16 protein-coding genes are annotated in these 18323 nt (G+C 64.8%); 8 read left to right on the top strand and 8 right to left on the bottom strand.

Going from position 1 to position 18323, the window contains the following annotated elements:
• The first annotated feature begins 186 nt into the window (after positions 1-186).
• From OE747_RS09870 to OE747_RS09855, 4 genes are read left to right on the top strand one after another with little or no spacing between them, the layout of a single operon-like run.
• The gene (locus OE747_RS09870; protein WP_263828439.1) at positions 187-687 is read left to right on the top strand and encodes a type III secretion system chaperone family protein; all 501 of its coding nucleotides are present in this window, start codon (positions 187-189) and stop codon (positions 685-687) included.
• A 39-nt stretch (positions 688-726) separates the two neighbouring features.
• A complete protein-coding gene (proC, locus tag OE747_RS09865; protein ID WP_263828438.1) occupies positions 727-1542 on the top strand; it encodes a pyrroline-5-carboxylate reductase in 816 nt (271 codons plus the stop codon).
• On the top strand, positions 1535-1873 hold the full coding sequence (locus tag OE747_RS09860; RefSeq protein ID WP_263828437.1) for a tRNA-binding protein: 339 nt from the start codon (positions 1535-1537) through the stop codon (positions 1871-1873). The genes proC and OE747_RS09860 overlap by 8 nt, the downstream gene beginning before the upstream one ends.
• Entirely contained in the window at positions 1873-2826 is a 954-nt protein-coding gene (locus OE747_RS09855; protein WP_263828436.1) for a 2-hydroxyacid dehydrogenase, read from the top strand. Before OE747_RS09860 ends, OE747_RS09855 begins: the two co-directional genes overlap by 1 nt.
• A gap of 79 nt (positions 2827-2905) precedes the next feature.
• On the opposite strand, the gene OE747_RS09850 is transcribed toward OE747_RS09855, so the two are convergent.
• Both OE747_RS09850 and OE747_RS09845 read right to left on the bottom strand, forming a co-directional pair.
• Positions 2906-3553: an aminotransferase class IV family protein gene (locus tag OE747_RS09850; RefSeq protein ID WP_263828435.1), complete on the bottom strand. Its 648-nt coding sequence runs from the start codon at positions 3551-3553 to the stop codon at positions 2906-2908.
• Positions 3508-4629 (bottom strand): aminodeoxychorismate synthase component I, encoded by a 1122-nt coding sequence (locus OE747_RS09845; protein WP_263828434.1) that lies wholly within the window; start codon positions 4627-4629, stop codon positions 3508-3510. Before OE747_RS09845 ends, OE747_RS09850 begins: the two co-directional genes overlap by 46 nt.
• Before the next feature lie 198 nt (positions 4630-4827).
• Between OE747_RS09845 and carB the strand changes: the two genes are divergently transcribed.
• On the top strand, positions 4828-8196 hold the full coding sequence (gene carB, locus OE747_RS09840; protein WP_263828433.1) for a carbamoyl-phosphate synthase large subunit: 3369 nt from the start codon (positions 4828-4830) through the stop codon (positions 8194-8196).
• A gap of 404 nt (positions 8197-8600) precedes the next feature.
• Here carB and OE747_RS09835 read toward each other — a convergent pair whose 3' ends face one another.
• The gene (locus OE747_RS09835) at positions 8601-9230 is read right to left on the bottom strand and encodes a hypothetical protein (protein ID WP_263828432.1); all 630 of its coding nucleotides are present in this window, start codon (positions 9228-9230) and stop codon (positions 8601-8603) included.
• A 180-nt stretch (positions 9231-9410) separates the two neighbouring features.
• On the opposite strand from OE747_RS09835, the gene OE747_RS09830 reads away from it, so the two are divergent.
• A complete protein-coding gene (locus OE747_RS09830) occupies positions 9411-9821 on the top strand; it encodes a VOC family protein (RefSeq protein ID WP_263828431.1) in 411 nt (136 codons plus the stop codon).
• An 18-nt stretch (positions 9822-9839) separates the two neighbouring features.
• Here OE747_RS09830 and OE747_RS09825 read toward each other — a convergent pair whose 3' ends face one another.
• The 3 genes from OE747_RS09825 to OE747_RS09815 are packed head-to-tail and all read right to left on the bottom strand — an operon-like array spanning position 9840 to position 14385.
• Positions 9840-12866 carry an efflux RND transporter permease subunit gene (locus tag OE747_RS09825; protein ID WP_263828430.1) on the bottom strand — a complete coding sequence of 1009 codons (3027 nt, stop codon included), beginning with the start codon at positions 12864-12866 and terminating at the stop codon, positions 9840-9842.
• Positions 12867-12877: 11 nt separating this feature from the next.
• On the bottom strand, positions 12878-13915 hold the full coding sequence (locus tag OE747_RS09820) for an efflux RND transporter periplasmic adaptor subunit (RefSeq protein WP_263828429.1): 1038 nt from the start codon (positions 13913-13915) through the stop codon (positions 12878-12880).
• Positions 13912-14385 (bottom strand): MarR family winged helix-turn-helix transcriptional regulator, encoded by a 474-nt coding sequence (locus OE747_RS09815; RefSeq protein WP_263828428.1) that lies wholly within the window; start codon positions 14383-14385, stop codon positions 13912-13914. The genes OE747_RS09820 and OE747_RS09815 overlap by 4 nt, the downstream gene beginning before the upstream one ends.
• Positions 14386-14536: 151 nt before the next feature.
• On the opposite strand from OE747_RS09815, the gene OE747_RS09810 reads away from it, so the two are divergent.
• Both OE747_RS09810 and OE747_RS09805 read left to right on the top strand, forming a co-directional pair.
• Positions 14537-15664: a beta-ketoacyl-ACP synthase III gene (locus OE747_RS09810; protein ID WP_263828427.1), complete on the top strand. Its 1128-nt coding sequence runs from the start codon at positions 14537-14539 to the stop codon at positions 15662-15664.
• 162 nt (positions 15665-15826) lie between these two features.
• The gene (locus OE747_RS09805) at positions 15827-16645 is read left to right on the top strand and encodes a DUF2189 domain-containing protein (protein ID WP_263828426.1); all 819 of its coding nucleotides are present in this window, start codon (positions 15827-15829) and stop codon (positions 16643-16645) included.
• A 15-nt stretch (positions 16646-16660) separates the two neighbouring features.
• Here the strand turns inward: OE747_RS09805 and OE747_RS09800 are convergent, their stop codons facing one another.
• The gene (locus tag OE747_RS09800; RefSeq protein WP_263828425.1) at positions 16661-17602 is read right to left on the bottom strand and encodes a DUF2332 domain-containing protein; all 942 of its coding nucleotides are present in this window, start codon (positions 17600-17602) and stop codon (positions 16661-16663) included.
• Positions 17603-17628: 26 nt separating this feature from the next.
• A complete protein-coding gene (locus OE747_RS09795) occupies positions 17629-18090 on the bottom strand; it encodes a hypothetical protein (protein ID WP_263828424.1) in 462 nt (153 codons plus the stop codon).
• Positions 18091-18323: the final 233 nt, after the last annotated feature.

Genomic DNA, 18323 nt, shown 5'->3' with positions numbered 1-18323 from the left:
TTCGGGCCAACATTCATCCCATCCACAACTTATTGCGCTTATCCCCAAATAAAGGGTTGCCAGACAACGCTTTGAGTATCACCATATCTAGTACAGGCGGCGGGAATACCCCCGGACTGTTGAGCAGGCACCTAGCGCTGGGGGCGCTACCCGCCCCGCACCGCTAGAGATCAGTGAGGTGGCACCATGGCCCTGTCCGAACATTATCTCGAAGAAGACATCCATCCGATCGACATCGTCGAGCATCTGGCCGAGCATCACGAGTGGGATTTCGACCGGATTGGCGACGATCAGATCGCCATGGCGGTCGAAGGCCAATGGCGCACCTATTCGCTGACACTGGCCTGGTCGGGCTATGACGAAACCCTGCGCCTGATCTGCACCTTCGAGATGGAGCCACCGGCGGAGAAGCTGCCGCAGCTTTATGAACTCCTCAACGCGATGAACGATCAATGCTGGGCGGGCTCCTTCACCTATTGGGCGGCGCAGAACCTGATGGTTTATCGCTACGGCCTGGTGCTGGCAGGCGGTCAGGTCGCCAGCCCCGAACAGATCGACACGATGATCAACGCGGCGGTGCTAAGCGCCGAGCGCTATTATCCCGCGATCCAGCTGATGGTCTGGGGCAACCGCACCCCTGCCGACGCGATGCAGGTCGCCATTGCAGAGGCTTATGGCCGGGCGTAAACCTGTGCCCCGAACCGGATGACAGGAGAGGGGCACAACGTGGACATGTCTGATATCGCGCGCCGCGGGCTGGTATTGCTGGGCTGTGGCAAGATGGGATCGGCGATGCTCGCCGGTTGGCTCGAGGGCGGGCTGCCCGCAAGCTCGGTCTGGGTGATCGACCCCTATCCCTCGGACTGGGTCCGGGCGCAGGGCGTGCATGTGAACGCCGAGCTGCCCGGTGATCCGGCCATCGTGCTGATCGCGGTCAAGCCGCAGATGATGGGCGCCGCACTGCCGCAGATGCAGGCGCTGGGCAACGGCACCACGCTCTTTGTCTCGGTCGCCGCCGGAACCTCGATCGCCACCTACGAACAGATCCTTGGCGCCGACACCCCGATCGTGCGCGCCATGCCCAACACACCCGCCGCCATCGGGCGCGGTATCACCGCGCTCATCGGCAATGCCCGCACCTCTGCCGCTGATCTCGACCTGGCCGAGGCGCTGCTCAAAGCGGTGGGCCAGACCGTGCGGCTGGAGCGCGAGGATCAGATGGATGCCGTCACCGGCGTCAGCGGCTCGGGCCCCGCCTATGTGTTCCACCTGATCGAGACTTTGGCCGCCGCCGGCACCGCCCAGGGCCTGCCCGCCGATCTGGCGATGCAGCTGGCCAAGGCCACCGTGGCGGGCGCAGGCGCCCTGGCCGAGGCGGCAGACGAGGACCCCGCCCAGCTGCGCGTCAACGTGACCTCACCCAATGGCACCACCCAGGCGGCGCTTGAGGTGCTGATGGAGCCTCAGACCGGCTTTCCCGGCTTGCTGACGCGCGCCGTCGCCGCCGCCACCAACCGATCCAGGGAGCTGTCCCGTGGCTGAGATTTCCTTTGACGACTTTCTCAAGGTCGATATCCGCGTGGGCGAGGTGATCCGCGCCGAAGCCTTCCCCGAGGCGCGCAAACCCGCGATCAAGATGTGGATCGATTTCGGTCCCGAGATCGGCGAGCGCAAGACCTCGGCCCAGATCACCGCGCATTACGACCCGGCGACATTGGTGGGCAAACAGGTGATGGCGGTGGTCAACTTCCCGCCGCGCCAGATCGGCAAGTTCATGTCCGAGGTGCTGGTGCTTGGCCTGCCTGACGAGAACGGCGAAATCGTATTGATCGGCCCGGATGGCAAGGTGCCGCTGGGCGGGAGGATGCACTGATGAAGCTCTTGATCGCACGGCCCATGACGGCCGCCGTCGAAACCCGCGCCCGGGCCGAGTTCGATACCGAGATCCGCACCAGCACCGCGCCGATGACCGAGGTCGAGATGCTGCGGGCCCTGCGCGAATTTGACGTGGTGGTGCCCACTCTGGGCGATCTGTTCAGCGCTGAAATCTTCGCGCAGGCGCCTCAGCCACGCTGTCGGCTGCTGGCCAATTTCGGCGTCGGCTACAACCATATCGACGTGGCGGCAGCGCGCGGCGCTGGGGTGGCGGTGACCAATACGCCCGGCGCGGTGACGGATGCCACGGCGGATATCGCGATGACGCTGCTGCTGACGACCGCGCGCCGCGCGGGTGAGGGTGAGCGGCTGGTCCGCTCGGGTCGCTGGGAAGGCTGGCACCCGACCCAGATGCTGGGCCACCATGTGACCGGCAAACATGTGGGCATCGTCGGTCTGGGCCGGATCGGCCAGGCCATCGCCCGGCGCTGCCATTTCGGGTTCGGCATGCAGGTCTCCTATGTGGCGCGCAGCTCCAAGGACGTGGATTTCCCGGCAACGCGGATGGACAGCCTCGCGGCCCTGGCCGGGGCGGTCGATTTCCTGGTGGTGGCCGTGCCCGGCGGGGCCGAGACCCGGCACCTGATCGACGCGCAGGTTCTGGTTGCGATGAAACCTTCGGGCATTCTGGTCAATATCGCCCGCGGCGAGGTGGTGGATGAGGCAGCGCTGATTGCCGCGCTCTCGGCGGGCCAGATCGCTGGGGCAGGGCTCGACGTCTACGAATTCGAACCCAAGGTGCCCGAGGCGTTGCGCGCGATGGAACAGGTGACGCTGCTGCCGCATCTGGGCACCGCCACCGAGGAGGTCCGCACCGGCATGGGTCACATGGCGCTGGACAACGTGGCGGCCTTTGTCGCGGGGCGCGATCTTCCGAACCCGGTGTCTTGAGCGGGGCAGGGGGCGCTGCCCCCTCTTGGCCTTTGGCCAATTCACCCCCGGGATATTTTCAGCAAGAGGAAAGAGCGGGTTACGCGCTGGCGACGAGCGTGGCGCGGATCAGCCCGCGCAGGGAATTGCCGCAATAGAGCGCTTGGGCTGCATGCAGGTCTTCGGGCGTCAGATCGGCCTCGCGCGCCTGACCTGATGCCAGCAATTCGGCGCGCAGCACACCCGGCAACAGACCGGCGGCCAGAGACGGCGTTAGCAGGCCCTCTCCGGTATCGACAAAGACATTGGTTATGGTGCCCTCGCAAAGCGCGCCCGCCATGTTCAGAAACAGCCCTTCGTCGATGCCCGCAGGCAGGGCGGCGCGGGCGCGGTCGTAAAGCGCGCGCTGCGTGGTCTTGTGGCACAGCCAGGGATCGCGCGCCTCCAGCCGGTCCGGCAGGATCGCCACACGCCAGTGTGGCGCCCCCTGGGCCAGCGGCGCGGTCTCCAGCGCCAGGGTTCCGCCCGCATCAAGCGTCAGGCGGCAGCGCAGCGGTGTAGGGCTGGTGATCCCGGCCAGCAGGCGCTCGGCCTCTGTCCGGTCAAAGCGCATCCCCAGTGCAGCGGCGGACCGCCCCATGCGCGCCAGATGCAAGGCACCCCGGCGCGGTCCTTCGTCCGGGTGCCAGCCCAGTGTCTCGATCAGGCGAAAGCCAGGGTCAGCTGGCGGGCAAAGCGGGCTTTCCACAGCGCCTCCTCGTATTCCGATGTGGCGGTGCTGTCCCAGACCACACCGCCGCCAAGATTGAGCGTGGCGCCGCCCGCATCGACCAGCAGGGTGCGGATCGCCACGTTGAATTCCGACCGCCCGTCGGGCGCGGCCCAGCCGATGCTGCCGCAATAGATGTCGCGCGGCCAGGGTTCCAGATCGGCCAGGATCTCCATGGCGCGGATCTTGGGCGCGCCGGTGATCGAACCGCAGGGGAACAACGCCCGTAGGATATCCGAAAGCGCCACATCGTCCCGCAACCGCGCGCCGACGCGCGAGACCATCTGATGCACGGTGGCATAGGTCTCGACCTGGAACAGTTCGGGCACATGCACCGATCCGGGGTGCGCTACCCGGCTGATATCGTTGCGCAACAGATCGACGATCATCAGGTTCTCGGCCCGGTTCTTTTCGTCGCGCGCCAGCCAGGCGCGGCGCCGCGCGTCCTCGGCCGGATTGTCGCTGCGCGGCTGGGTGCCCTTCATCGGGCGCGTCTCGATCTGCCCGGCCGCATCGGTGCGAAAGAACAGCTCGGGCGAGCGGCAGAGGATATCGGGCAGGCCCGGTTGCGTCACCAGCACCCCGTGGCCCACCGGCTGGCGCGCGGCCAGGGCGGCATAAAGCGCGGCGCTGTCGCCCGTGACTTGCAGATCGACCGGAAAGGTCAGGTTCGCCTGATAGATGTCACCCGCCCCGATCGCCCGCTTCACCCGGTCGAACGCGCGGGTATAGCGCGGCTCGGACCAGCGCGGCGCAAAATCCGTGATGCCGCCCGCCGGGTCCGCCAGCGGCAGCGTCTCCGGCCCGCCATAGACCCCAAAACACAAGAGCGGCACGCGCCGGCCCCCGGGCATACGCGCCAAAAGGCGCGGCTCCAGCGCATAACCCAGCTCGTAGCTGGCATAGCCCGCCAGCCAGGCCCCCGAGGCGCAGGCGCGGTCCAGCGCGGCCAGCGCATCCGGCACCTGATCGGCGCTATCCGCCCGGATCACATCCAGCGGGTTGGCGAATCCGGTCCCCGGCCCACACGGCCCATGATCAAAGCGAAGCTGCACTGCCGGTCTCCGTCTGCACTGCCATTTGGCGTGAGCAGGCGGTATAGAGATTTCGCGCCCGGGCGAAAGAGTCGAAAGCGGCAAATTCACGCCGCTTTCCGATCCCTCTTGCACCTTTCCCCGAGGCGCCTATAACGCACGACAATTTGAGCGCTGGGCGGGCGCTCGTGACTCGCTAGAAAATCAAAGGGGCCAGCCATGCCGAAGAGAACCGACATCCAGTCGATCATGATCATTGGAGCCGGGCCAATTGTCATCGGGCAGGCCTGTGAATTCGACTACTCCGGCGCACAGGCCTGCAAGGCGCTGCGCGAAGAGGGTTATCGGGTGATCCTGGTGAACTCGAACCCGGCGACGATCATGACCGACCCGGGCCTGGCCGATGCCACCTATATCGAGCCGATCACCCCCGAGGTGGTCGCCAAGATCATCGAGAAAGAGCGCCCCGACGCGCTGCTGCCCACCATGGGCGGGCAGACCGGCCTCAACACCTCGCTGGCGCTCGAAGAGATGGGGGTGCTGGAGAAATTCGGGGTCGAGATGATCGGCGCCAAGCGCCATGCCATCGAAATGGCCGAGGATCGCAAACTGTTCCGCGAGGCGATGGACCGGATCGGGCTGGAAAACCCCAAGGCGACCATCGTGTCGGCCCCCAAGAACGACAAAGGCAAATACGACATCCGCGCGGGCCTGGCCCAGGCGATGGACGCGCTCGAGGAAATCGGCCTGCCCGCGATCATCCGTCCCGCCTTTACCCTCGGCGGCACCGGCGGCGGCGTAGCCTATAACCGCGACGATTACGAGCATTTCTGCCGGTCGGGTCTCGAAGCTTCGCCGGTGGCGCAGATCCTGATCGACGAGAGCCTCTTGGGCTGGAAGGAATACGAGATGGAGGTTGTCCGCGACAAGGCGGACAATGCGATCATCGTCTGTTCGATCGAAAACGTCGACCCGATGGGCGTGCATACCGGCGACTCTATCACCGTGGCCCCGGCGCTGACGCTGACCGACAAGGAATACCAGATCATGCGTAACGGCTCCATTGCCGTGCTGCGCGAGATCGGGGTCGAAACCGGCGGTTCCAACGTGCAATGGGCGGTGAACCCGGATGACGGCCGCATGGTAGTGATCGAGATGAACCCGCGGGTGTCGCGTTCCTCCGCGCTGGCCTCTAAGGCGACCGGCTTCCCGATCGCCAAGATCGCGGCCAAGCTGGCGGTGGGCTATACGCTCGACGAGCTGGACAATGACATCACCAAGGTGACACCGGCTAGCTTCGAGCCGACCATCGACTATGTCGTCACCAAGATCCCGAAATTCGCCTTCGAGAAGTTCCCCGGATCGGAACCCTACCTCACCACCGCGATGAAATCGGTGGGCGAGGCGATGTCGATCGGCCGCACCATCCACGAATCGATGCAAAAGGCGCTGGCCTCGATGGAATCGGGCCTGACAGGCTTTGACGAGGTTACCATTCCCGGCCTCTCCGTCGGCCTCTGGGATGCGGTCGAAGGCGCGGACGACAAGGCGCATGTGATCAAGGCGATCAGCCGCCAGACCCCCGACCGGCTGCGCACCATCGCCCAGGCGATGCGGCACGGGCTGTCGGATGACGAGATCTTTGGCGTCACCAAGTTCGATCCCTGGTTCCTGGCCCGCATCCGCGAGATCGTCGAAGAAGAACGCACCCTGCGCAAGACCGGCCTGCCCACCAACGAGGAAGGCCTGCGCGCGCTCAAGATGCTGGGCTTCACCGACGCGCGTCTGGGCAAGCTCACCGGCCGCGACGAGGACAATGTGCGCCGCGCCCGCCACAACCTGGGCGTCACCGCCGTGTTCAAGCGGATCGACACCTGCGCCGCAGAGTTCGAGGCGCAGACCCCCTATATGTACTCCACCTACGAGGCCCCGATGATGGGCGAGGTGGAATGCGAGGCGCGCCCCTCCGACCGCAAGAAGGTGGTCATTCTGGGTGGCGGTCCCAACCGGATCGGGCAGGGGATCGAGTTCGACTATTGCTGCTGCCATGCCTGTTTCGCGCTGACCGATGTCGGCTACGAAACCATCATGGTCAACTGCAACCCCGAAACCGTGTCGACCGACTATGACACTTCGGACCGGCTCTATTTCGAACCGCTGACCTTTGAACATGTGATGGAAATCCTGCGGGTCGAGCAGCAGAACGGCACCCTGCACGGCGTCATCGTGCAATTCGGCGGCCAGACCCCGCTGAAACTCGCCAATGCGCTGGAACAGGCGGGTATCCCGATCCTGGGTACCACGCCCGACGCCATCGACCTTGCCGAAGACCGTGAGCGGTTCCAGGATCTGGTCAACCGTCTGGGCCTGAAACAGCCCAAGAACGGCATCGCCTCGACCGATGCCCAAGCACTGGCGATTGCCGAGACTATCGGCTTCCCGCTGGTGATCCGCCCCTCTTACGTGCTGGGGGGGCGCGCCATGGAAATCGTGCGCGACATGGATCAGCTGCGCCGCTACATCGCCGAGGCGGTGGTGGTTTCGGGCGACAGCCCGGTGCTGCTCGACAGCTATCTCTCGGGCGCGGTCGAACTCGACGTGGACGCGCTCTGCGATGGCGAGGCGGTGCATGTCGCGGGCATCATGCAGCATATCGAAGAGGCGGGCGTGCACTCCGGCGACAGCGCCTGTTCGCTGCCGCCCTATTCGCTCTCGCCCGAGATCATCGAGCAGATCAAGGACCAGACCAACAAGCTGGCCCGCGCCCTCAACGTGGTCGGCCTGATGAACGTGCAATTTGCGATCAAGGCCAATGAGCAGGGGCAGGACGAGATCTACCTGATCGAGGTCAACCCCCGCGCCAGCCGTACCGTGCCCTTCGTGGCCAAGGCCACGGACTCGGCTATCGCCTCCATCGCCGCGCGTGTCATGGCGGGCGAGAAACTCGGCGCCTTCCCGATGCGCCCCCCCTACAAGGAGGGCGAGGATACCAAGATCGCCGACCAGATGACGCTGGCCGATCCCAACATGCCCTGGTTCTCGGTCAAGGAGGCGGTGCTGCCCTTCGCCCGCTTCCCCGGTGTCGACACCATCCTCGGCCCGGAAATGCGCTCCACTGGCGAGGTGATGGGCTGGGACCGCTCCTTTGCGCGCGCCTTCCTCAAGGCGCAGATGGGCGCGGGCATGGTGCTGCCGTCCTCGGGCTGCGCCTTCATCTCGATCAAGGATGCCGACAAGGGCGCCGCCATGCTCGAGGCTGCGCAGGTGCTGGTGGATCAGGGTTTCACCCTCGTGGCGACCCGCGGCACCCAAAGCTGGCTCGCCGGTCACGGCGTGCCCTGCGCGGTGGTGAACAAGGTCTACGAAGGCCGCCCCGACGTGGGCGACATGCTGAAAGACGGGCAGGTGCATCTGGTGATGAACACCACCGAAGGCGCCCAGGCGGTGAGCGACAGCAAGGCCATCCGCTCCATCGCGCTCTACGACAAGATCCCCTATTTCACCACCGCCGCCGGCAGCCATGCCGCCGCCCTGGCGATCAAGGCGCAGGCCGAAGGCGATATCGAGGTGCGCAGCCTTCAGGGCTGACACCCCAAAACCGGGAGAAACCGGCGAAAACCCGGTCTCTCCTGCTTCTTTCTGGTTGCAAATACTCCCAGGGGGTCCGGGGGACGGCGTCCCCCGGCGCGCTCCGCCTGTGCGCCCTCAGGGCCGCAGTCCCGACCGAAGTCCCCCCGCGCTGTTGACCCGCAAGGGAAGGACCCTCAGTCTACCCTGATCGCAGCAGCAAAAGGAGCGCAACAATGCGCCTGACCCTCTTCCTCGCCAGCCTGCTGGCGCTCAGCGCCTGCAACGGCATTCCCCTAATCCCCTTCATCTGAGGCTACATCCGCCGGTCACGCGTTCACCCGCCCATGATGACTTGCCGAAAGGCGTAGACCAAAGGCGCGATCATGGTGCAGCCTCTCTCGCCGGGCGCCGCCGAATGGCGCTCATCCCTGCGTGGCAAGGCATTCCAGGATCTCGGCATGCAGCTTGTCCATTGTTCGGTGATCCGGCGAGGCTCTTTCGTTCACAGTCCCTCTTTCCTGATACTGTTTGAACAGGTCCGCATAATATTTCGGGTTTCTGTTCAGGTCCTCGCGCAACTGAAACCGTACATTCAGAAACGCCTCCCTGAGTTCCGCGCGGGCGACCTCATCTTCGGGAGCATAGGTTTTTCCCGCATTTACGATACAATATTGCCGTTTGGCGGCGGTGGTCAGCGCATTTCTGGTCGTTGCCGGATCGAAATAGGAACTGGTCTGGTTGATGGCCAGACCGCCGATCCCTATCCGCGCCAGACTGTCGGCACTCATCCCGTTGACCACACCGGCTGCCGCCCCGGCGGCCAGCAGGATGTTGAAGACCGTAACGCCATCCTGCTGTGTCGCAACGGCATCCGAGAGCGACAAGTATTCGTTGGCAACCGTCAGCCCTGCCGCAAGCAACTCGGCGTTTGTCGTCGCCGAGAAATAGATGGCGGCATTGTTTCCCTCCTTTTGTGCCAACTGGCTTCTGCTAACGCAGCCTGACGTTAAAGAAGTTACTGAAATCGCAAGTAAATAGATGAATGCCCTCATATCCCCCCCAATACTTGTCCAAGTATAGTTGCAAAAAACTGTTTTTTGCAACCAGAGACACAAGTAATGCCTCTCAAAAGGTTATATAATCAGAGAGCAGGGGCAGGCTGTTTGATCGCGGAGGAATTGCATCCGTCTCTTCCGTCTCGCAGAATGCGGCCAACCATTCGCGGAGGCCCCATGAACATCTACACCACCTTTGGCACCAACGACCTGACCCGGGCGGTCCGGTTCTATGACGCGGTCTTCGCCGTACTGGATCAGCCCCGCCTGCCCGACTGGCCCGAGGGCTGGGCCGGTTGGGGCCAGGACTATGACAATGGCACCGGCTTCTGGGTCTGCGCGCCGTTTGACGGTTCACCCGCCAGCACCGGCAATGGCACCATGGTGGGTTTCCCCGCCCGCGACGCGGCGCAGGTGCGCGCCTTTCATGCCGCCGGTCTGGCCCATGGCGGCACCGATGCGGGCGTGCCGGGCACCCGCCCCTATTACGGGCCGGATTTCTATGTCGCCTATCTGCGCGACCCGGATGGCAACAAGATCTCCTGCTTTCACTATCACTATGACCCGGCGACGGACGCGGGCGCCTGACGCCCGTGCCGGCCCCGCTCAGGCCCGCGCCTCGCGGCTGAAGAACAGGTCATAGAACACCGGCGCCGCGATCAGGGTCAGCACGGTGGCGAATGCCAGCCCGCCCATGATCGTCACCGCCATCGAGACAAAGAACGCATCCCACAACAGCGGCGCCATGCCCAGAATGGTGGTAACGGCCGCCAGCATCACCGGCCGGATCCGCGATACCGAGGCCTCGACAATGGCATCCCGCAGCGGTTTGCCCTCGGCCCGGACAAGGTCGATCTCCTCGACCAGCACGATGCCGTTCTTGATCAGCATCCCCGACAGGCTCAAGAGACCCAGAAGCGCGGTAAAGGTAAATGGCAACCCGGTCCCCAACAGGCCGATCACCACCCCGTTCACCGACATCGGCACCAAAAGCCAGATGATCACCGGCTGGCGGATCGCGTTGAACAAGAGGATCGAGATCAGCACCATGATCAACAGGCTCAGCGGCAATTGCTTGCCCAGGCTTTCCTGCGCCTTGGCCGAATCCTCGAACTCGCCGCCCCATTCCATCCGATAGCCCGGCGGCAGCGGGATCGCCTCGATGACCGGGCGAACCTCGGCATGCACCTGGGCGGCGGTCAGGTCGGCGGGAATGTCGGCACCCACGGTCACCGTCAGCAGCCTGTCGCGACGATGCACCAGCGTGTTGACCGCCTCGTATTCGAACCCGTCCACCATCTGTTCGACCGGCACGAATTTCCCGGACAGCGGTGAATAGACCACCTGATCGACGATGGAGTAAGGCCCATCGGCAGGGCGGCGGACGATGATCGGGATCAGCCGGTCGCGCTCGCGCAGCACCCCGCTGGTGATGCCATCGGTGGAAAACCGCAGCATGTCGGCGATATCGTCGCGGCTGACGCCCGCGATCTGCGCCCGCTCGGTGGCATAAACGGGCCGCAGCGCCAGTTCCTGCTCGTGCCAATTCGACCGCACGCCGGTGATCTCACCCGAGGCCGCCCGCATCTCTGCCATAGCAGTATCGGCCAACTGCCGCAGCACCGCCGGATCGGGCCCCGAGAACCGCACCTGGATCGGGTCGCCGCCTCCGGGGCCAAAGACCAGCCGCCTGGTGCGGAACTCGCCCTCGGGGAAGGTGGCGGTGCCAAACGCCTCCAGATCGGCCTGAAGCGCGGGGATATCCTCGATGCTCTCGGTCCGCACGATCATGTGCCCGTAAGAGGGGTTCGGTTTCTCCGCCGCATAGGTCAGCATGAACCGCGTCGCCCCTTGCCCGGCAAATGTGGTGTAAGCCACCACATCCGGGCGTTCGGCCAGCCAGGCCTCGACTTCGGCCAGATCGCCTGCGGTGGTCTCGATGGGCGTACCCTGCGGCAGCTTGTAATGCACGAAGAACAGCGGCGTGTTCGAATTGGGAAAGAACTGCTGCTTCATCAGGCCAAAGCCCGCGAAACAGGCCGCCGTCACCGCGACCAGCCCCACCACCACCAGCCAGCGCATCCGCAGCGCGCCGCGCAAAGTCGCCGCATAGGCCCGGAACAGCGGCCCGCCATAGGCATCGGCTGCATCCGCATGCCCCTGCTTGAAGAAGTAATGCCCCAACAGCGGCGTCACCGTCAGCGCCAGCACCCAACTCAAGAGCAGCGAAATGCCGATGACCGCAAAGAGCGAGAACAGGAACTCACCCGTCGCATCGGGGCTGAGGCCGATCCCGGCAAAGGCCATGATCCCGATCACGGTGGCCCCCAGCAGCGGGATCTGCGTCTTGCCCGCCGCCTCGTCGGCGGCCGCGCGCGAAGGCTTGCCGCGCAGCATCGCGATCTGCATCCCCTCGGCCACCACGATGGCATTGTCCACCAGCATCCCCATGGCGATGATCAGCGCGCCGAGCGAGATCCGTTCCATCTCGATGGAAAACAGCGCCATGAAGAGAAGCGTGCCGACCACGGTCAAGAGCAGGGTCGCCCCCACCACAACCGCCGCGCGCCAGCCCATGAACAGCGCCAGCACCGCCACCACGATGGCCACCGACATCGCCAGGTTGACGAGGAAGGCGTTGCTTGCCTCCTCGACCACCACATGCTGCTGATAGATCGGTTCCAGCGTCACACCGGCCGGGATATCGCCGTCCAGTTCCGCCAGCCTTGCATCCACCCGCTGTCCCACCTCGACAATATTCTCGGTCGCCAGTCCCGCGATGCCCAGCGTGAACGCCTCACCCCCGTTATGGCGGATGATCAGGTCCGGGTCGGCTTGCCGCCCCCGATGCACCTGCGCCATGTCGAACAGGTTGATGACCTTGCCCTGGACGCCCACCGACAGCCCGGCGATGGCGTCCACACTGTCCGAGCCTTCGGGCCGCAGGATCGCGGTCTTGCCACCGTTGTTGCGCAGGGTGCCCGCGTCGCGCACGGAATCGGCGGTGGCAATGGCGTCGGCGATGGCCTGCACCGGCACGTTCTGGTTCACCGACAGCGCCAGATCGGGCTCGACGAAGATCGCCTCGTCCGGCAGGCCCGCCACCTCAACCCCCGCCACACCGGGTACCGCCAGCAGCTCGCGCCGCAGCCATGTGGCCAGCTCGTGCTGTTCACCATCGCTGTATCCGGGCGCGGTCACCGCATAGAACAGGCCATAGACATCGCCGAAACTGTCATCAACAAAGGGCGCGCCGACGCCATCGGGCAGGGCGCGCGCGGCATCGCCGACACGGGCGCGCAGCTTGGTCCAGATCGCGGGCAGCTCACCCCCGTCATAGGTCGACTTGATCTCGACCGAGATCAGCGACTGCCCCGGCCGGTTGACCGAGGTGATGGTCTCCACCTCGTCCATCTTCTGGATCGCCGATTCCAGCGGCTCGGACACCTCCAGCGCCACCTGTTCGGCGGTGGCACCGGGATACTGGGTGACAACAACCGCCTCCTTGATGGTAAAGGCCGGGTCTTCGAGCCGGCCCAGTGTGGCAAAACCCCAGATACCGCCAACCAGCGAAATCAGGATGATCAGCCAGGTATAAAGCGGCTTTTCAATCGACAGGCGCGCGATGTTCATGACCCGGCCCTTCAGTTGCCAAAGCCGGTGAACCGGCGCACCGCTTGCCCGTCCTTCAGGCTGGCACCGCCGACGCTGACGATCTCGTTGCCCTCGGCCAGGCCCGACAGCACCCGCACCGATCCATCCGGCAGCGGCGCGATCTCGACCGCCTGCCGCCGCACCGTTCCGGTATCGGCGCCTGGGGGCTCAAAGATCATCACACCAGGACCGCCGCCCGCATCGGCGATGATCGCCGAGGGCGGCACCGCGATGCCCGGCTCGCCATCGCGGACCCGCACATTCACCGTCACCGACGAGCCGGGAAACACGTTCAGATCGGGCGGCGGGGCAAAGCCGAAATTGATGCGGAATGTCTGGCCGACGCTCGATGTCTCGGCATCGAACTCGCGGATCTGCAACGGAAACTCCCGGTCCGAGGCCGGAAACTTCGCGGTGATGGTCACATCCTCGGGCTCGCCCGCGCGCTGGAACAGGATCTCGGGCACGTCCACCTCGATCCGCAGTTCCGACATGTCATGGATGCGCGCCACCGGCGTCCCCGCCGCCACGGTGGTAAAGGCCGCCACGTTGCGGCGCGAGATCAGCGCGTCAAAAGGTGCCGTCAGCGTTGCATGTTCCAGCGCATATTCCGCATCGCGCAGCGCGATGGCCGCCAGTTGCGCATTGGTTTCCGCGTCGTCCAGCGACACCTGGCTGACCGTGGTTCCCTTCAACCGGCTCAGCCGCGCCACCGTCCGGTCGGCCTGTTCCTTTTGCAGCCGGGCGCGATCCAGTTGCAGCTCGAACGGCTCCAGATCCAGCCGCGCGATCAGGCTGCCCTTGGGCAGCAATACGCCCTCGTTCACCGGAAATTCGACGATCTGACCGGCCACCTGAAAGGCCAGATCGACCGTGCGCCGCGCCGCCACCTGGCCAAAGAACTGGCGTGAGAACCCGGGCGCGGCCTCGCTCACCAGCATCAGCTTGACCGGCTTGGCAGGCGTATCCGCCGCCAAGGGGGCCGCGGCAAGGCTCAGCACGGTGCCCAGCGCAAAAAGAAATCTCATGTCTTGAACCCTTCGGATAGTCCGGTTTCCAGGATGGTCAGGCGGATCTTGCGCGCCAGCCGCGCAAATTCTTCGGTCTCGCAGGCATCCAGCCCCGACACCTCGTGAAACAGCGCACCGGCATCGGCAACGAATTCTGCCCGCAGTGTCCGGCCCTCGGGCGTCAGCTCCAACAGCCAGGCGCGGCGGTCGTCCGGGTCGCGGCTGCGGCGCAGATAGCCCGCGCGCTCCAGCGAATCCGCCGTGGCGGTAATGGTCGAGGGCAGCGCCAGCATCTCGCGCGCCAGAACCCCCATGCGCATCGGCGTGCCAAGCTTGATCAGCATATGCGCCTCGGGACGGCTGAGACCGGTCTCGGCCACCTCGGTGGCAATCACCTCCTCCAGCTTCCAGTAAAGCGCATAGACCCCCATCATCGCCTCGATCTCGGGCGGGTAGGTCTTTGGTGGAGGAGAATCGTGACCAGACATCGGGCAGCCCCTGTTTGTCCTGCGATTTACTTCAAAAAATGAAACATTCAATATCGGAACTGAAATAACGCCGGTTTCCCTTGGGGCAATGCCCTTGATTGCAACGGGTTTCGCCTGCATTTTGGGCAAATCCCTTTTCGAGGACTCTTACATGTTCAGACCTGCCATCACCGGCACCGGTGTGTTCACCCCACCGAACGTCATCACCAATGCCGAGCTGGTCACGGCCTTCAACGCCTATGCCGACCGGATGAATGCCGAGAATGCCAAGGCCATCGCCGCGGGCGAGATGGAACCGATGCAGCACTCCTCGGAAGAGTTCATCGTCAAGGCCAGCGGGATCGAGAACCGGTACGTGATGGACAAGACCGGCGTGCTCGACCCGGCGGTGATGCATCCTCTGCTGCGCCAGCGCGACGATGACGAACCGGGCATCATGACCGAAATGGCGGTGGATGCGGCGAAAAAGGCGCTGGCGCAGGCGGGCAAGACGGCTGCCGATGTCGATGCGGTGATCTGCGCCGCCTCGAACCTGGAACGCGCCTATCCGGCGGTCGCGATCGAGATCCAGCAGGCGCTGGGGATCGAAGGGTTCGCATTCGACATGAACGTCGCCTGTTCCTCGGCCACCTTCGGCATCCAGGCCGCCGCCGACATGATCCGCGCAGGATCCATCCGCTCGGCGCTGGTGGTCAACCCCGAGATCTGCTCGGCCCATCTGGAATGGCGCGACCGCGATTGCCATTTCATCTTTGGCGACGTGGCCACCGCCACCCTGATCGAACGGATCGAGGATGCCAAGGGCCCGCATTTCGAGATCCTCTCGACCCGCTGCGCCACCCAGTTTTCCAACAACATCCGCAACAACAACGGTTTCCTGCGCCGCTCGCGCCCCGACGGGATGGCGGACCGGCGCGACATGCAGTTCATGCAGAACGGCCGCAAGGTGTTCAAGGAAGTGCTGCCGATGGTCAGCCAGCATATCGCCGATCACATGGCGGCCGAGGGCGTCTCCAACACCGATCTGAAACGGCTCTGGCTGCATCAGGCCAACAAGACGATGAACGACTTCATCGGCAAAAAGGTCCTGGGCCGCGAGCCGGAGCCGGGCGAACAGCCCAACATCCTGCAAGACTATGCCAACACCTCGTCCGCCGGGTCGATCATCGCCTTTTCCCAGAACTCCGACGATCTGGTCGAGGGCGATCTGGGCCTGATCTGCTCCTTCGGTGCGGGCTATTCGGTGGGTTCGGTGATCCTGCGCCGCCATACATCCTGACGAGGCGGACAGGCCCCGCGCCACTCCGGCGCCGCTGGCATACGCCCCCTTGCCTCATGCGTCCCCTGATGCGACCTTGTTTGCAGGGGGTAAGTGTCCCTTTGCCGACCGGTGCGCCAGCCAACGGACACTGACGATGCCCTGTTTTGGGAGGAGTGTGTCATGCCATCCAGGACCGCAGGTTCCACACCGAAGGACGACCCGGCACCACAGCAACCGGACATGCCCGAGGTCAACACGGTGACAGCGGAGGATATCGCCGCGTCGCTCAGGGCCGGGTTCTCCGATTTTCTGGCGCGCCCTGTCATGAGCGGCTTCTTCGGCCTGTTCTATGCGCTGTTCGGGCTGCTGATCGTCTGGTGCCTGGTCTGGCTCGGCAAGATCTGGATGATCATTCCCGCCGCCGTGGGCTTCCCGCTGGTCGCGCCTTTCGCCGCCGCCGGGCTTTATGAAATGTCCCGTCGGCTGCAAACAGGAGAGAGCTTCGGCTGGTCCGACATCCTCACCGTCATGGCCGATCAGCGCAAACGCGAAATGGGCTGGATGGCCTTTGTCACCCTGTTCATCTTCTGGGTCTGGATGTACCAGGTCCGGCTCTGGCTGGCGATCATCCTGCAAAACTCCTCCTTCTCGGGTTTTGACGGGTTCCTGCATATCGTGTTCTTCACGCCGCAGGGCTGGACCTTCCTTGCTGTCGGTACCTGCGTGGGGGCGTTCCTCTCAGCGGTGCTGTTCACGGTGACGGTCGTGGCGATGCCCATGCTGCTCGACCGGGAAACCAACTTCGTGTCCGCCATGCTCACCTCCATTCGCGTCGTCAGGGAAAGCCCCGTGGTGATGCTCGGCTGGGCGGCGATCCTCTCGGTCACCCTGCTCTTGTCGCTGGTTCCGGCATTTCTCGGCCTGATTGTCACGCTGCCCGTCTTGGGCCACGCAACCTGGCATCTCTATCGCCGGGCCGTACCCCCGGCAGAGGGATGATCCCCGGGCGAACCGCTACAGCCAATCCAGGCTTTGCCCATGCGGCCCGGTCCAGGCGACGGGGCGACCGTCGAGCGCCATCAGGAACTTGTCCGCGCGCGGGGTCAGCCCTTTGGCATGGTCGGGAAAGACGCCGGGCGCCTCGTTGCTGATCCAATGCAGGTCGCGTGTGCGCATCAGCCGGGCAAAATCCGCCCGCGCCCCGGGGTCGCTGACATAGGTCAGCACCGCCGAATGCATCACCACCAGCCGGGCGTCCACGGGCGCGATCAGCGCCGCCAGATCGCGGGTCAGATCGCCCGCCACCACCGGTGGCGGCGCCTGCCGGGCGACCGCAACGGCCTGACGCAGCCGCGCCAGCCGCTCGCTCTGTTCCGGCCAGACCAGCGCTTCAAGCCAGGCCACATCCCCGGCGTCCCCCAGATCCGGCGGCGACAGGTCCAGCCCTGCCCGCCAGACAATCTCTGGATGCTGCCCGGGCAGAGGTGCCCGATCATTCACTCGGCACGGGAACACCGGCGCCCGGGCGCCGCCCGGCGGGTCAAGCCGGGCAGGCCCCCAGTCATACCCATAAAGATCGGGCAGCAGGCACAGCCCGGCCGAGGCGCCAACCTCGATCAGGGCCAGCGGCCCGTCGAGCCGCGCCAAGAGCGGAAGCAGGCAGGCGCAGCGCCCGGGCTCGTTGGTCTGGGTCCGGCGCGCCCGCATCACCGCCGCGATGGCAACGCCTTCGCGCGCCAGTACATCGTCAAACGCGGCCCCGGCCTCGGGCAACCCGCCTACCAGACGCAGCGCAGCAAAGAACAGGTTGGGCTGACGCCGGTCGGGCGGCAGGTCCCCGAGAAAAGCAAGCGCCCGCGCCGATCCCGCCACATGCCGCGCCCAGTCGGCGTAAAGCCGCGAATGTCCCTTCGCCTCGACCCGGGCAAACCGCAGATAGCGCTCCGCAAGCGCCATGTCGTCTGCGTCCGACGCACCCGGCCTCAGCTGGTGCTTTCCTCTTCCAGATGCAGCTTCATGTCGATCAGCACCTGCTGCAACTGCACCGTTTCCTTCAACAGCCGCTTGGCCTCGTTCACCGTGATGATCCCGTCCTCGATCGCGCATTGGTACTCGCTCATCAGCATGGCGAATCTCTGGCTCAACGCGATGACATCGGCATTCACGCCGCCCTGCCGGGTGTTGTTGTCGTTGCGGCCCGAGTAGCTGAGCGTGATGTTGCGCAACTCCGCCAGCGCCGAGGTAACATGCGGATAGCCGGCCGCGGCCTCGAGCAGGGCCACCGCATCGACCGGCATGAAGCGGTCCGAATGCTCGGCATTGTCCGAATAATACCGCCCAAGGGTCGCCTTGGACTTGCCGGTCAGGGCGCAGGCCGCCTCGATTCCGACATCCTTGACCAAGGCTTCGGTGTGCTTTTTCAGATAGGCCCCTATATCCGCCATCCTCGCCCTTTCCGTCCTTTATTACGCCCTGCGGTATCTGGGGGAAACCACGGGGAAATTTCCCATAACCTTCTTAATACGGAAATGCCATTTTTTTTCTATCCCAAAGGATAGTTGGGATGCTTACGAGTGGCGAGTGTTTCCCGCCGGTAGTGAGTGGTTTCGGATACGCCTTGGCGTTTCGAACGGTCTGCCCTGGTGGCAGAAGGCACCGTTTCCGTTCCTGGTTCGTG

Origin of the sequence: Ruegeria aquimaris (assembly GCF_025751555.1) — a bacterium.
Lineage (GTDB): Bacteria > Pseudomonadota > Alphaproteobacteria > Rhodobacterales > Rhodobacteraceae > Ruegeria_B > Ruegeria_B aquimaris.
This window is presented reverse-complemented; position numbering and strand designations above follow the sequence as displayed.